This window comes from Shewanella sp. SM74 (genome assembly GCF_025653725.1).
Taxonomy (GTDB): Bacteria; Pseudomonadota; Gammaproteobacteria; order Enterobacterales; family Shewanellaceae; genus Shewanella; species Shewanella oncorhynchi.
Map to the genome: position 1 here is coordinate 49,656 of NZ_JAKKRZ010000008.1, position 14,597 is coordinate 64,252.

Annotated in this window: 8 protein-coding genes and 1 pseudogene; 8 read left to right on the forward strand and 1 reads right to left on the reverse strand. The window is 48.1% G+C overall.

All coding sequences use genetic code 11. The features are described from left to right. Positions 1-4: 4 nt before the first annotated feature. Both L5M49_RS10445 and L5M49_RS10450 read left to right on the forward strand, forming a co-directional pair. Entirely contained in the window at positions 5-901 is an 897-nt protein-coding gene (locus tag L5M49_RS10445) for an acyltransferase (RefSeq protein WP_105250476.1), read from the forward strand. A gap of 13 nt (positions 902-914) precedes the next feature. Continuing rightward, the gene (locus L5M49_RS10450) at positions 915-1,859 is read left to right on the forward strand and encodes an acyltransferase (protein ID WP_131524936.1); all 945 of its coding nucleotides are present in this window, start codon (positions 915-917) and stop codon (positions 1,857-1,859) included. 7 nt (positions 1,860-1,866) lie between these two features. Here L5M49_RS10450 and L5M49_RS10455 read toward each other — a convergent pair whose 3' ends face one another. Next, positions 1,867-2,361: a DUF523 domain-containing protein gene (locus tag L5M49_RS10455; RefSeq protein ID WP_113941620.1), complete on the reverse strand. Its 495-nt coding sequence runs from the start codon at positions 2,359-2,361 to the stop codon at positions 1,867-1,869. Positions 2,362-2,661: 300 nt separating this feature from the next. On the opposite strand from L5M49_RS10455, the gene L5M49_RS10460 reads away from it, so the two are divergent. The 6 genes and pseudogenes from L5M49_RS10460 (at position 2,662) to L5M49_RS10485 (ending at position 14,582) form a co-directional block, all read left to right on the forward strand. Continuing rightward, positions 2,662-3,429 carry a GntR family transcriptional regulator gene (locus L5M49_RS10460; protein ID WP_006084449.1) on the forward strand — a complete coding sequence of 256 codons (768 nt, stop codon included), beginning with the start codon at positions 2,662-2,664 and terminating at the stop codon, positions 3,427-3,429. 52 nt (positions 3,430-3,481) lie between these two features. After that, positions 3,482-4,360, forward strand: coding sequence for a methylisocitrate lyase (gene prpB / locus L5M49_RS10465; RefSeq protein WP_006084450.1), 879 nt, complete (start codon positions 3,482-3,484; stop codon positions 4,358-4,360). Positions 4,361-4,527: 167 nt separating this feature from the next. Next, positions 4,528-5,655, forward strand: a complete 1,128-nt coding sequence (gene prpC, locus L5M49_RS10470; RefSeq protein ID WP_014611487.1) for a 2-methylcitrate synthase — start codon at positions 4,528-4,530, stop codon at positions 5,653-5,655. A gap of 80 nt (positions 5,656-5,735) precedes the next feature. Beyond that, positions 5,736-8,339 carry a Fe/S-dependent 2-methylisocitrate dehydratase AcnD gene (acnD, locus tag L5M49_RS10475; protein ID WP_173248019.1) on the forward strand — a complete coding sequence of 868 codons (2,604 nt, stop codon included), beginning with the start codon at positions 5,736-5,738 and terminating at the stop codon, positions 8,337-8,339. Positions 8,340-8,478: 139 nt separating this feature from the next. Beyond that, positions 8,479-9,684, forward strand: a complete 1,206-nt coding sequence (gene prpF, locus L5M49_RS10480; protein ID WP_263266000.1) for a 2-methylaconitate cis-trans isomerase PrpF — start codon at positions 8,479-8,481, stop codon at positions 9,682-9,684. 371 nt (positions 9,685-10,055) lie between these two features. Then, positions 10,056-14,582, forward strand: a pseudogene (locus L5M49_RS10485) (EAL domain-containing protein). The last annotated feature ends 15 nt before the right edge of the window (positions 14,583-14,597 follow it).

Genomic DNA, 14,597 nt, shown 5'->3' on the forward strand with positions numbered 1-14,597 from the left:
TCGGATGGGAATGCTGTTTTCACAGATAAAAGGCTGTATTGCATTTTTAGGTTACGTTATAAATACCGTCTTTTGGACTATCCCAATCGTGTTAATCAGTTTTATAAAACTGATACCTATCAGTCCATTAAGGACTGCGACTAGTCATGTGCTCGACTTTTGTGCCAGCGCTTGGATCAGCGTCAATGGCGTGATTGAGCGTTGCTTGCATCCCGTTAAAATAGAACTGAGTGGTGACACCGACTTTTCCACTAAAGAGTGGTATATGGTGATTGCCAACCACCAGTCTTGGGTCGATATCCTGATCCTGCAGCGGATTTTTAACCGAAAAATCCCTTTCTTAAAGTTTTTCCTCAAGCAAGAGCTGATTTTTGTGCCCGTATTAGGCCTAGCTTGGTGGGCACTCGATTTTCCTTTTATGCGTCGTTATAGCACAGCGCAGTTGCGTAAGAATCCTAAGTTAAAGGGCAAAGACATTGAAATTACACGTAAAGCCTGTGCTAAGTTTAAGGCTAAGCCTGTGAGTGTGATGAACTTTGTCGAAGGCACGCGCTTCAGCAAGGCTAAGCATCAAAAACAAAACTCACAGTTCCAACATTTGCTAAAACCTAAAGCTGGCGGCATGGCCTTCGCGCTATCAGCCATGGGTGAACAGATCCACAAGCTAGTCGATGTCTCCATTTACTACCCAGACGCAGTGCCGAGCTATTGGGACTACCTGACAGGCAAGTTGCCAAGCGTTAAAGTACACATTAAGGTCTCCGATATTGATCCTGCAATGCGCGGTGATTATATGAATGACCGCGATTTTAAAATTGGCTTCCAAGAACAACTGAATCAACTCTGGCTCACTAAGGATCAAGTGTTAAGCCAACTCGCTAGCCAAGCGAATAAAGAATAAAGGTAACGCCACTATGTTGAATTTCCTGCCTGGTTCAGTGTTGTTTATTCTGAGCTTAAGCTTGCTGATCATTAATACCGCCGTTTGGGGCTCGCTTATCAGCATTGGCGGATTAGTGAAACTTGTGATGCCAGCGCAAGGTGCGCGCAATGCGGTGACTGCGGTCATGAACCGTTTTATGTGGGCTTGGGCCTGCTGCAACGGTGGCATCTTGTATTTGATCGCTAAAATTGAGTGGGATGTCAAAGGGCTCGAAGGACTCGATAAAAACAGCTGGTATTTGCTGATCAGCAACCACCTCAGTGGATTCGATATCGCCGCGCAAACTTACGTGTTACGTAACCACATCCCTATGCTGAAGTTCTTCCTTAAAAAAGAACTCATCTATGTGCCCATCATGGGCCTAGGATGTTGGGCGCTGGATATGCCATTTATGAATAGAACCAGCCCCGCAAAACTCAAAAAGAATCCAAAGCTTAAGGGTAAAGATTTAGCGACCACACGCCGCGCCTGTGCCAAGTTTAGCAATATGCCCACGTCAATCATTAACTATGTTGAAGGCAGCCGTTTTACCCAAGATAAACATCAGCGCCAAAACTCGCCTTATCAACATTTGTTACGTCCTAAAGCGGGTGGTATCGCCTTTACCTTATCAGCCATGGGCGAACAATTTACTAACCTGCTGGATATGACAATCGTCTACCCAGATGCGCCTGAAGATATTCTGTTTGGGGTGATGAATGGTAAGGTCAGTAAGATTATTGTGCGAATTAACGCCCTGCCCGTGCCTCAGGTCGATGCGGCACGTTATTTCTCTGAGTCTGAGTACCGCGTCGAATTCCAGCGCTGGTTAAACCAAGTGTGGGCGGAAAAAGATCAACAAATTGATGCTTTACTCCAAACGCACCAAAGTGTGAATAATAAGGCCACCAGCCCCAATCACACTCAAGCAAGCTAGCTCGTCTCTAGCTTTGCTCTAGTTCAGCAACGCATGCCGCTGCAGCGGATAACTCCAATTCATTGAATACGGTTATCCCTGCGGCACTGAGTTTTTCAGCCGTTAATCCTTGTCCCGCAATTAACTGTTTTACAAATTGACCATCGTAAATCTGCCTATTACCACAGGATGGACTGCGGGCTTTTAAAATCGCCACTTTAATCCCGTGTTGCTGCGCCAGCTTAAGCGCGAGATCGGCTCCCAGACTAAAAGCGTGGGTTACATCCTCACCTTGGGCAGTTAAGATGCGCTGTCCAATCCGCTCCGCTGGCGGTCTAGGTGTTGGCAAACCGCCTGCACATTCGGGACAAATCGCCACAATCCGCCCTTGCTCGAGCCACGTTTGCACCAGCTCGCTCTCCATCAAGTTATGGCCACCGTCGTAGCGCACCGCTTGTCCGAGTAAACAACTGCTCACTAACACTTTTTCCACTGTCATCCCCAAATGTCTCATTCCGCCCATAGCATAACGCGAAGGATAAACATGCCAAATGCATTTGGACGATTTCCCCCAAAACCATCAACATCCGCAACGAGGTTGGAAGGTTAAAACCATGCCATTGTTGACAATTTAATATTTAAACATTCATAACATAAAATATTAATAACGATATAATGAAAATAAAATGATAAAAATCAATAGCAAAAACAGAAACCCATTGAAATATAGACTTACGTCTAAGTAAACACATTGTTGACAATCCACCAAGGGAGGGCTATTTTTTACCCATTGTCGACAATCCTATTAATAGTGATGCGTTCTATGTTGAAGCAAGACACGACGTTCGTTTCTGATGACACTCAAGTTCCCCACCTGCATAAGGTCAAATCGACCTCGGCAGATAAAACGTCGACCACACTCGCCGATCAAATTTTGGTGCAGATCCAAACCAGCATCATCAAGGGCGAACTGCCTGCGGGCAGTAAAATTAACGAGCAAGCGCTGGCCGAAAAATACGGCATCAGCCGCGGCCCGACCCGCGAAGCCCTGCAAACCTTAGAAAGACAACGCTTAGTGGTGCGTGCGCCCCATGTTGGTGCCCGCGTCGCCCAGCTAACAGTGAGTGAACTTAACGATTTATATCAACTACGTAGCGTGCTTGAAGGCATGGCCTGCGAACTCGCCGCCAGCCGTATTACCCCAGAACAATTAGCCAAATTAGAAGATCTGCTCGCAACGCAAGAAGCGGCGCTCGCCAAGGGCGATACTTACTTCCAAGAGGAAGGCGATGTCGACTTCCACTACCAAATTATTCAAGCCAGCGGTAACAAGCATCTGCAGGAAACCTTAGTCGGCGGCCTGTATCACTTGCTGCGTATGTATCGCTACCAGTGCACTAATAAAAATCGTCCCGTGAAAGCGATTGCCGAGCACAGACGCATAGTCGAAGCCATTGCCCAGCGCGATGGTGAGTTGGCCAGTTTGCTGATGCGCCGCCATATAGAACAAGGGCGTAAAAATACCGAATTACGCTTAATTGAATTGCAAGCCAATGCAGCCGCAAAAGAAACCTTAGCCAACATTAGCTAAGTTCATACGGCTCAATATGCCCACTTCCCATAAAATGGAAAAGGATAACACCATGACCCAAAGCGCAGGATTACGTTTTCGCCAAGCTCTTGCTAAGGCCAAACCGTTACAAATCGTTGGCACCACCAATGCCTATTTTGCCTTAATGGCAGAACAAACAGGCTTCCAAGCCTTGTATCTTTCGGGCGCTGGCGTTGCCAATGCTTCCTACGGTTTGCCTGACTTGGGCATGACCTCAATGAATGACGTGCTGATTGATGCAGGCCGCATCACCTCTGCCACGCAAGTGCCTTTATTGGTCGATATCGATACTGGCTGGGGCGGCGCATTCAACATTGCGCGTACCATCAAAGAATTCGAAAAAATCGGTGTCGCCGCAGTGCACATGGAAGACCAAGTGTCGCAAAAGCGTTGCGGTCACAGACCCAACAAAGCAGTTGTGAGCATAGAAGAAATGGTCGATCGCATTAAAGCGGCCGTCGATGCCCGTACCGATCCTAACTTTGTGATCATGGCGCGTACGGATGCGGTTGCCGTGGAAGGTTTAGAAGCAGGTATCGAACGCGCGCAAGCGTATATCGCCGCCGGCGCCGACATGATCTTCGCCGAAGCCTTAACTGAGCTAGACCAATATCGCCACTTCAAGGCTCAAGTTAAAGCGCCGATTTTGGCCAACATGACTGAATTTGGTCAAACCCAATTGTTCAATAAAGAAGAACTCGCCGAGGCGGGCGCCGACATGGTGCTCTATCCACTCGGTACTTTCCGTGCAGCCAACCAAGCCGCACTGAACGTCATGCAAGCGCTGATGAATGATGGTCATCAACGCAACGTGCTAGACACTATGCAGACCCGTAAAGACTTGTATAAATACTTGGGCTACCACGCCTTTGAAGACAAGTTAGATCAACTGTTCAGCCAAGATAAATAACCGAAAAGCTGCAACCCTACAGAGTTTGGCGTTAAAACAGATTTAGCGTTAAACAAATTAAATAAAAAGTGCAGCCTTAACCAATAAATGCCGGCGAATAAGTGCTCTGAAATGAGCACTAAAATCCGCCAGCAATAACCAAACAGAGTTAACGGAAGGGAAGGATTATGTCAGAAGCTAAAAAACTAAGCGGTGCAGGATTACGTGGCCAGAGCGCAGGCGAAACCGCATTGAGCACAGTGGGCGTGTCAGGCTCGGGCCTAACGTACCGCGGTTATGATGTGAAAGATCTCGGTGAAAATGCCACCTTCGAAGAAGTCGCCTACCTTATTCTTTACGGCGAGCTGCCCACTCAAGCCCAACTTGATGCCTACAAAACCAAACTCAAAGGCCTTCGCGGTCTGCCGCAAGCATTAAAAGAAGTATTGGAGCGCATTCCCGCCGACACTCATCCTATGGATGTGATGCGTACTGGCTGCTCTATGCTAGGCAACTTAGAAGCCGAGCACAGCTTTAGCGAACAGAGTGAAATTACCGACCGTTTACTCGCCGCATTCCCATCGATCATCTGTTACTGGTATCGCTTTAGCCACGATGGCGTGCGTATCGATACTGAAACCGATGACGATCAAATTGGCGCACACTTCCTCCACTTATTACATGGCAAAGCGCCGTCGGCACTGCATGCTAAAGTGATGGACGTATCGTTAATTCTTTATGCAGAACATGAATTTAACGCATCAACCTTTACCGCTCGCGTATGTGCTTCAACCCTGTCAGACATGCATTCGTGCGTCACTGGGGCGATTGGTTCACTGCGCGGCCCGCTGCATGGCGGCGCGAACGAAGCGGCGATGGAACTCATTCAAGATATGAAAGATGAAGCCGATGCGCGCGACATCTTAATGGGCAAACTCGAGCGTAAAGATAAAATCATGGGCTTCGGCCACGCAATTTACCGCGACAGCGATCCACGTAATGCCATCATCAAAGAATGGTCAGAAAAACTGGCTGCCGCCAACGGTGACGACCGTCTATACCGGGTATCGGTTGCCTGTGAAGCCCTGATGTGGGAACAGAAAAAACTCTTCTGTAATGCAGATTTTTTCCACGCCAGCGCGTACCACTACATGGATATTCCGACTAAGTTGTTTACGCCTATCTTCGTGTGTTCACGCGTTACAGGCTGGGCGGCGCACGTGATGGAGCAACGCTCTAACAACCGCATCATCCGCCCGAGTGCCGATTATGTGGGCGTTGCGCCGCGCAAAGTGGTACCGATTGCCAACCGTTAAGCAAAATTGACCACACTTGGCGCGAGATTTCACTCAATGTAAGTCTCGCGCCAACTTCATTTTCCGAAATGGATGATGTTATGAGCACTGCTATGAATACCCAATATCGCAAGCCCTTACCCGGCACTCAACTCGATTACTTCGATACCCGCGAAGCCGTAGAAGCCATTCAAGCTGGCTCGTATGCCAAGCTGCCTTACACCTCGCGCGTTTTAGCTGAAAACTTAGTCCGTCGCTGCGATCCGGCCGTTTTGACCGACTCGCTAAAACAGATTATCGAATCTAAGCAAGAACTGGATTTCCCTTGGTTTCCTGCCCGCGTGGTGTGCCATGATATTTTGGGGCAAACCGCTTTAGTTGACCTTGCAGGTCTGCGTGACGCTATTGCCGCTAAGGGTGGAGATCCCGCCAAAGTGAACCCTGTTGTACCAACACAATTAATTGTGGATCACTCACTCGCTGTCGAATTTGGTGGTTTTGATAAAGACGCCTTTGCCAAAAACCGCGCCATCGAAGACAGACGCAACGAAGACAGATTCCACTTTATTGATTGGACGCAAAAAGCCTTTAAAAACATTGATGTTATCCCTCAGGGTAACGGCATCATGCACCAAATTAACTTAGAACGTATGTCGCCTGTGGTGCATTCACGCAATGGCGTGGCCTTCCCCGATACCTTAGTCGGCACCGATAGCCACACGCCGCACGTTGATGCGCTCGGCGTTATCGCCATAGGTGTCGGCGGCTTAGAAGCCGAAAGCGTCATGCTAGGGCGCGCATCCTATATGCGTCTACCGGACATTATCGGTGTCGAGCTCACGGGCAGACCACAGCCCGGCATTACAGCTACCGATATCGTATTGGCCTTGACCGAGTTTCTACGCGCACAAAAAGTTGTCTCTTCTTACTTAGAGTTCTTCGGCGAAGGCGCAGCGGCGCTGACATTAGGCGATCGCGCCACGATTTCGAACATGACGCCTGAGTTTGGCGCCACTGCGGCCATGTTCTACATCGACCAGCAAACCCTTGATTATTTGACCTTAACGGGCCGCGAAGCCGAGCAAGTTAAACTGGTTGAAACCTATGCCAAAACCGCCGGTTTGTGGGCCGACAGCTTGACCGAAGTGCACTATCCACGCGTACTGCATTTTGATTTATCTTCGGTGGTGCGCACCATTGCAGGGCCATCAAACCCACATGCACGGGTGCCAACATCAGAATTGGCTGAGCGCGGAATTAGCGGCGTAGTCGAAAACGAGCCCGGCTTAATGCCCGATGGGGCTGTGATTATTGCGGCGATTACCAGCTGTACTAACACCAGTAACCCACGCAACGTGATTGCTGCAGGTCTCATTGCCCGCAACGCCAATGCTAAAGGCTTAAGCCGCAAACCTTGGGTCAAAACCTCACTGGCACCCGGCTCTAAAGCGGTGCAATTATATTTAGAAGAAGCCAAGCTATTACCTGAGCTTGAACAACTCGGCTTTGGGATTGTTGGGTTTGCCTGTACGACGTGTAACGGTATGAGCGGCGCGCTGGATCCTGTGATTCAAAAAGAAGTGATCGACCGCGACTTGTACGCCACCGCTGTGTTATCGGGTAACCGTAACTTCGATGGCCGTATTCATCCCTATGCTAAACAAGCTTTCTTAGCATCGCCGCCATTGGTCGTCGCCTACGCGATTGCAGGCACCATACGTTTCGATATTGAAAAGGATGTGCTGGGATTAGATAAAGACGGTAAGCCAGTAAAACTTATCGACATTTGGCCATCGGATGAAGAAATCGATGCCGTCATTGCGACCAGTGTTAAACCTGAGCAGTTCCGTAAAGTGTACGAGCCCATGTTCGATTTAGCCGTCGATTATGGCGAAAAAATCAGCCCGCTGTACGATTGGCGTCCGCAATCTACTTATATTCGTCGCCCACCTTACTGGGAAGGCGCATTGGCGGGTGAACGCGCACTCAAGGGTATGCGACCACTGGCGGTGCTGGGTGACAACATCACCACAGACCATTTATCGCCTTCTAACGCCATTATGATGGACAGCGCCGCGGGCGAATATCTGCACAAAATGGGCTTGCCGGAGGAAGACTTTAACTCCTACGCCACCCACAGGGGGGATCACTTAACCGCCCAGCGCGCAACCTTTGCCAATCCTAAGCTTAAAAACGAAATGGCAATCGTTGACGGCAAAGTGCAACAAGGCTCACTGACGCGTATCGAGCCAGAAGGTCAAGTGACCCGTATGTGGGAAGCGATTGAAACCTATATGGAACGTAAGCAACCGCTGATCATCATCGCGGGCGCAGATTACGGCCAAGGTTCGTCCCGCGACTGGGCTGCCAAAGGCGTGCGTTTAGCGGGCGTTGAGGCCATTGTTGCCGAAGGTTTCGAGCGCATTCATCGCACTAACTTAGTCGGTATGGGCGTGTTGCCGCTGGAATTTAAAGCTGGTGACAACCGCGCCACCTACGGTATAGACGGCACAGAAGTGTTCGATGTCCTAGGCACACCAGCGCCAAGAGCGGACTTAACTGTCGTTATCACCCGTAAAAACGGTGAGCGCATCGAAGTACCAGTGACGTGTCGTCTCGATACCGCCGAAGAAGTGTCTATCTACGAGGCGGGCGGCGTATTGCAGCGCTTCGCACAGGACTTTCTTGAATCAAATCAGGCTTGAGTCGACATTTGAATCGACGCTCGAGTCTGGTTAGAGACGACACTTAAATATCAGCTAGCGAAACCGAGCGCCAGCGACTTCACCATTAAGTTACTGGCGCTCATTTGGACTCCATTGGGAGTCCTTTTGGAGTTAATGAATGAATGCTTCAACAATCCACGCGCCACAAATCAAAGTCGCCGCGACTTATATGCGTGGCGGCACCAGCAAGGGCGTGTTTTTCCGTCTGCAGGATTTACCTAAGGCCGCACAAGTTGCAGGTGCCGCCCGTGATGCCTTGTTACTGCGAGTGATAGGCAGCCCAGACGCTTACGGTAAACAAATCGATGGTATGGGCGGAGCCACCTCGAGCACCAGCAAAACCGTGATCCTCTCCCCTAGCACCCAAACCGATCACGATGTCGATTACCTCTTCGGCCAAGTGGCCATCGATAAACCCTTTGTCGATTGGAGCGGTAACTGTGGCAACTTAACCGCCGCCGTCGGTGCCTTTGCCATCAGTAATGGCCTAATTGATACGGCCCGCATTCCACACAATGGCGTCTGCACAGTCCGAATTTGGCAAGCCAATATAGGCAAAACGATTATCGCCCATGTGCCAATCACTCAGGGTGAAGTGCAAGAAACTGGTGATTTTGAGCTCGATGGTGTGACCTTTCCCGCCGCCGAAGTGCAAATCGAGTTTATGAACCCCGCCGCCGATGAAGACGGTGAAGGGGGCAACATGTTCCCTACGGGCAATCTTGTCGATGTGCTAGAAGTGCCTGGCATTGGCAACTTTAACGCTACTATGATCAACGCGGGCATTCCCACCATTTTTATCAACGCAGAAGACTTAGGCTACACAGGCACTGAGCTACAGGATGATATTAATAGTGACAATGCCGCCCTGGCTAAATTTGAAACCATTCGCGCCTATGGCGCCGTGCGTATGGGCTTGATTTCGCATATTGATGAAGCCGTTGCACGCCAACATACGCCTAAGATCGCCTTTGTCGCTAAACCCAAAGCCTATGTGTCATCGAGCGGTAAAACCGTCAATGCAGATGAAATCGACCTGCTGGTACGCGCCTTGTCTATGGGCAAACTGCACCACGCTATGATGGGCACGGCTGCCGTTGCGATTGGTACGGCGGCGGCAATTCCCGGCACTTTAGTCAACTTAGCCGCAGGCGGCGACACTAAGGACAAAATAGATGCGGTACGTTTCGGTCATCCCTCTGGCACCTTGCGCGTTGGCGCTGAGGCAAACTTAGTGAATGGTGAATGGACTGTCGTTAAAGCCATTATGAGCCGCAGCGCCCGCGTACTGATGGAAGGTTTTGTGCGGGTGCCCGCTGCGTAAATTTATCTAAGTAAAACAGTTCAACCAAAGACCTTGCTTCTCCCCCTTCCGGCAAGGTCTTTTTTCTATTCTCGCCCATCATTTTAATCTGCTTCGCCCGTATTTGTCTTAGCATGATATGTTGACATACCTGAAACAATGCTAAGATCCTTTAGCAAAAACGCCAGAATACAAACTCGTCATAAAAAGAATATTGGCAGTAAAACGGTACAGTTAATATATTGCATGATCTATTACAGAATCACGCCCATCGATTTTGGTTATTTTTAAACCAAGTCAGCAATTTAAGTCGCATTTTTACAGCAAAATGGCATGTAAGGTCTAGGCTAAGAACTAAACTAAATAGAAACCTAATCAGGATGGGTCCGTTTTTGGTAGGGGAAAATTTGAGTCAACTAATCCACAAGCTAATGTTAAGTACGCTTTTTATCCTAAGTTTGTGGGGGATCTCGTGCAATGGATTAGCTCAACCATTGAGCGCGGCTTCCACACAGCTTAAATTTGAACATATTCGCAGTGAAGATGGCCTTACCCAAAATACGATTACTAGCCTATTTATGGATAATGCAGGTATGTTATGGATTGGCACTCAAGATGGTTTGCATGCTTATAACGGTCACAGCTTCAATATTTTCCCCCATTCACCCAATGATCCGAGGAGTATTTCTGAGAGCTATGTATCTGACATTATTCAAGACTCAGAAGGTAATATCTGGGTTTCGACTTTCAGCCAAGGGGTAAATCGACTCGATTTGAGCACAGGGACCTTTGAACACTTTGGCCAAGAACAAGGGCTTACCGATCCGCGCACAACCAAACTCAGCGTTGTAGGCAATACACTCTGGATTGGTACTAAAGCAGGACTATTTTCCCTATCGACCAAAACCAAACGCATTACCCAAGTAAACTTAGGTAATAGTGTTCAACCCCACATCACCAGCTTAGCCAATGTTGAAGACACTTACCTTCTGGCAGGAACACAAGATAGCGGCACCTTTGCTGTCAGTGCCAATACTATCACTCGCTTAAATGTCCCGCAGAATCTCACTGCACATCAAATTAGGGCACATTCCGCTAATGCGATCACTTTAGCTCTGGGAGAGCAATTATGGCATTACAACTTGGCCTCACAACAGGGCGAAATCCTCTGGCAGACAGACGATAATGTGCCTTACATTAAAGATTTTATCCAAACTGAGCAGGGTGACTTTTGGGTTGTTGGGCCAGAAGCCGGTCTTATTCAACTCGAGAGAAACGATAAGGCATTTACTGCGACTTACCACAGGTATGATCCTAAGCGTACCAACAGTATTAGTGAAAATAACATACTGAGCTTACTGCAAGATCCCTTTGGCAATTTATGGTTAGGTGCCAGTTATTCTGGTCTGGATAAAATTAATACCCGTCGTCAGTATTTTCAGCATATTTACGAATCCACCCCTAACCTGTCGCAACAAAGTAACAACATTCGCACCTTGTTCCGCAGCCAAGATAATGCGCTATGGATAGGCACCGAAGGTGCTGGGCTTAAACGCATGTTAGCCAATGGAAAATATGAACACTACACGGAGCTCTTTGCTAACGCCTTAGGGATGCATCAACGCAACTTGAATCTTATCCTGCGAGATATAGACCAAGACAAAAATGGCGTGCTTTGGTTTGCCACTAACTATGGGCTAGGTCGACTGGCGCTAGATGGCCACTTCCAGTTACTCAAGGTGACAGAACGCACTGATCAAGGCTCAGAAACCAATTATATCCGTAGTTTAGATATTGATGAGCAAGGTCGCCTCTGGGTGGCAACAACCAATGCCCTCTACCGTAAGGCGATAGATACCGATGAATTTACTTTTATCTCATTGGCGCATATTGATAATTTCTATCCAGCACAAAACCAGTTTTTAATCCTCAGAACACACAAAGACACGCTATGGATAGGTACTCTCGATGGCCTACTTAAACTGGATATGAAAACAGGCACAGGTAAATCCTACTTCCATCAATCCTCAGACAAAAACAGCCTGATCAACAACCGTGTCCGCGATATTTTAGTCACAAAGTCGGGCGAGGTATGGTTTGCCACCCATGGTGGGATCGGCAAGTTACCGTCCCAAGAGACTGATGCAGGTTTTAGCCACTATACCCGCAATCAGGGATTACCAAGTGATACCATCTATGCCTTACTCGAGGATCAAGAACACAACATTTGGTTTAGTAGTAATGCGGGGATAGGAAAGCTCAATCCTAAAACCAATCGTGTCATCATATTTAATGAGCAAGAAGGGCTACAAGCACTGGAGTTTAACGGTGGCGTAAAACTTGAAGACAGCGATGGCGATCTCTGGTTTGGTGGCATTAATGGCATAAATCGTTTCAATCCAAAGTCAATTCCAGATCAACGACCCGATGTTAAAGTCGCACTCACTGGCTATAGTATTGCGGGTAAAGGGCACACTATTCTCGATTTGAGCCATCCACCTAGCATAGTAATGGACTATAGCGATCAGCTGATCAGTTTTGAGGTGACCTCATTGGATTTCAGCTATACGGGTAAAAACCGCTTCAGCTACTTTCTTGAGGGATTTGATAACGAGTGGCATGAGCTCCCCACAGGTAATGAAATCACCTTCACCAATATTAACCCTGGTCACTACCAACTGCATGTTCGCCATGGGCTGCAATACAACACTCAAGGTGACTACGCCCTGTCTGTCGATCTTCATGTACAAGCGCCCTTCTATCGAACTCAGTTCGCCTACGCCCTCTACAGCTTGCTCTCTCTATGGCTGTTGGCTTGGATCATTATCTGGCGTAAAAGAAAACGCCAGCAACAGCGCGAATTTGAAACCAGTATCCGCGCCTCAGAGGAGCGACTCAAACTTGCACTTTGGGCCTCTGGCGATGGCATGTGGGACTGGAACATACCAGAAAATCGCGTCTATCGTACCAATATGGATTCTTCAGTCCCCCATTGGAATAGCAGCAATATAGCCCATGAGAGCATGCACTCAGAGGATAGGGAAAGATTCAAATTTGAGCTTAACGAACACCTTCAAGGTCGTTCGCCTTTCTTCGAAGCATAGTACCGAGTCGAACGCTCCCCCGGTAATTGGGTATGGATTTTAGACCGCGGTAAAGTGGTGGAAAAAGACAGCCTAGATAATCCGATCCGCATGACAGGGACCAATCGTAACATTACCTCGCGCAAACTGATTGAAAACGAGTTAGTACTGTCATCACAAGTGCTCAACAGTATGAACGAAGCCGTTGTAGTGGGAGGATTAAACTATCGAATTCGTTCGGTCAACCCAGCATTTTGTGCCATTACAGGGTACACAGAACGCCAAATAACCGACAGGCATTTCATTCACTTAGCCTTTAGTCGCCAACAGCGGGAGTTGTTCAATACAATTGAACAACAGCTACTGCGTCACAAACATTGGGTAGGAGAACTGTGGATCCGCAATAAACAACGTCAGGCCATTTTAGTCTGGCTTGAAATCAACCAAGTGATCGATATCAAAGGCGAAACCAGTCACTTCGTTGCAGTATTTACTGACATCACAGAGCGGAAAAAAGCCGAAGAAGATCTGCGTTTCCTCGCCAGCTTCGACACATTAACTGGCTTACCGAACCGAACTTTATTTCAAGACAGGCTCAACCACGCGATTACTCAAGCGCACAGAGCGAATAATATCGTTGCCTTGCTGTTCTTAGACCTCGACCGCTTTAAACATATCAACGACTCTATGGGTCATCATGTCGGGGATTTGTTACTGAAAGCCGTGGCAAGACGACTGCAAAATGCAGTGCGTGATGGCGATACTGTCGCACGCTTAGGTGGCGATGAATTTACTATTATTTTAGAAGGTGTTGCGAAAACAAAAGCCGCAACCCTGATCTCAGAAAAAGTACTCAGAGCATTCCAAACGCCCTTCCTATTGGACGATAAAACGCTGACCATTTCGACCTCAATAGGTATCAGCTTATACCCTAACGATGCGGACAATGCCGACTCACTGATTAAATTTGCCGATACCGCCATGTACCACGCAAAATCATCAGGTCGAAATAACTTTCAGTTTTATACCTCTAAGTTAAATGAAATCGCCACCCGTCATGTACAACTCGAAAGTGGTTTAAAGGAAGCTATCCAACGCAAAGAACTAAGCTTAGTTTATCAACCTAAATTCTGTTTACGAGATGGTTCACTCACAGGACTGGAAGCACTTTTACGTTGGTATCACACTGAACTTGGTCCTATTTCACCTGTGGAATTTATTCCACTGGCGGAAGAAACGGGTATCATCACTCAAATTGGCCATTGGGTGATCAACCACGCCTGCCAGCAATTAGCCGAATGGAATAGCCTAGGATTTAACGGGATCACTATCGCCGTCAACCTATCGGCTCGCCAACTGAAGGCGGACATTATCTCCACCATCGAAGTCGCTTTAGCCGTATCAGGTCTCCCGGCTCAATCCCTTGAGCTTGAGCTTACTGAATCAATGATCATGGGCAATCCGCAGGAGTCGGTCAGCATCCTATCTAAACTCAAGGCCCTAGGATTGACCATAGCCGTGGATGATTTTGGGACGGGTTATTCGAGCCTAAGCTATCTCAAACGCTTCCCGATAGACACACTCAAAATCGATCGAGAATTTGTCAGAGACATCACCAACGATCCCGACGATGCCGCCATCACCAGCGCCATTATTGCCCTCGCTCACAGCTTAGAACTGAATGTCGTCGCCGAAGGCGTAGAGACCCAAGAACAGCTCAACTTCTTGGCGATGCAAGGTTGCGATCAAGTACAAGGTTTTTTACTGAGTAAACCCTTAAATGCCGAAGATTGTTTAACCTTACTCAAAAATCAATCTAAGCCACAGCCACTTTGATTTAAGGCATTATCG

Coding starts and splice junctions, on each gene's coding strand:
- L5M49_RS10455 (WP_113941620.1), bottom strand. CDS start 2,361: ATGGGCGGAATGAGACATTTGGGGATGACAGTGGAAAAAGTGTTAGTG.
- L5M49_RS10445 (WP_105250476.1), top strand. CDS start 5: ATGGGAATGCTGTTTTCACAGATAAAAGGCTGTATTGCATTTTTAGGT.
- prpB (WP_006084450.1), top strand. CDS start 3,482: ATGACCCAAAGCGCAGGATTACGTTTTCGCCAAGCTCTTGCTAAGGCC.
- L5M49_RS10450 (WP_131524936.1), top strand. CDS start 915: ATGTTGAATTTCCTGCCTGGTTCAGTGTTGTTTATTCTGAGCTTAAGC.
- prpC (WP_014611487.1), top strand. CDS start 4,528: ATGTCAGAAGCTAAAAAACTAAGCGGTGCAGGATTACGTGGCCAGAGC.
- L5M49_RS10460 (WP_006084449.1), top strand. CDS start 2,662: ATGTTGAAGCAAGACACGACGTTCGTTTCTGATGACACTCAAGTTCCC.
- prpF (WP_263266000.1), top strand. CDS start 8,479: ATGAATGCTTCAACAATCCACGCGCCACAAATCAAAGTCGCCGCGACT.
- acnD (WP_173248019.1), top strand. CDS start 5,736: ATGAGCACTGCTATGAATACCCAATATCGCAAGCCCTTACCCGGCACT.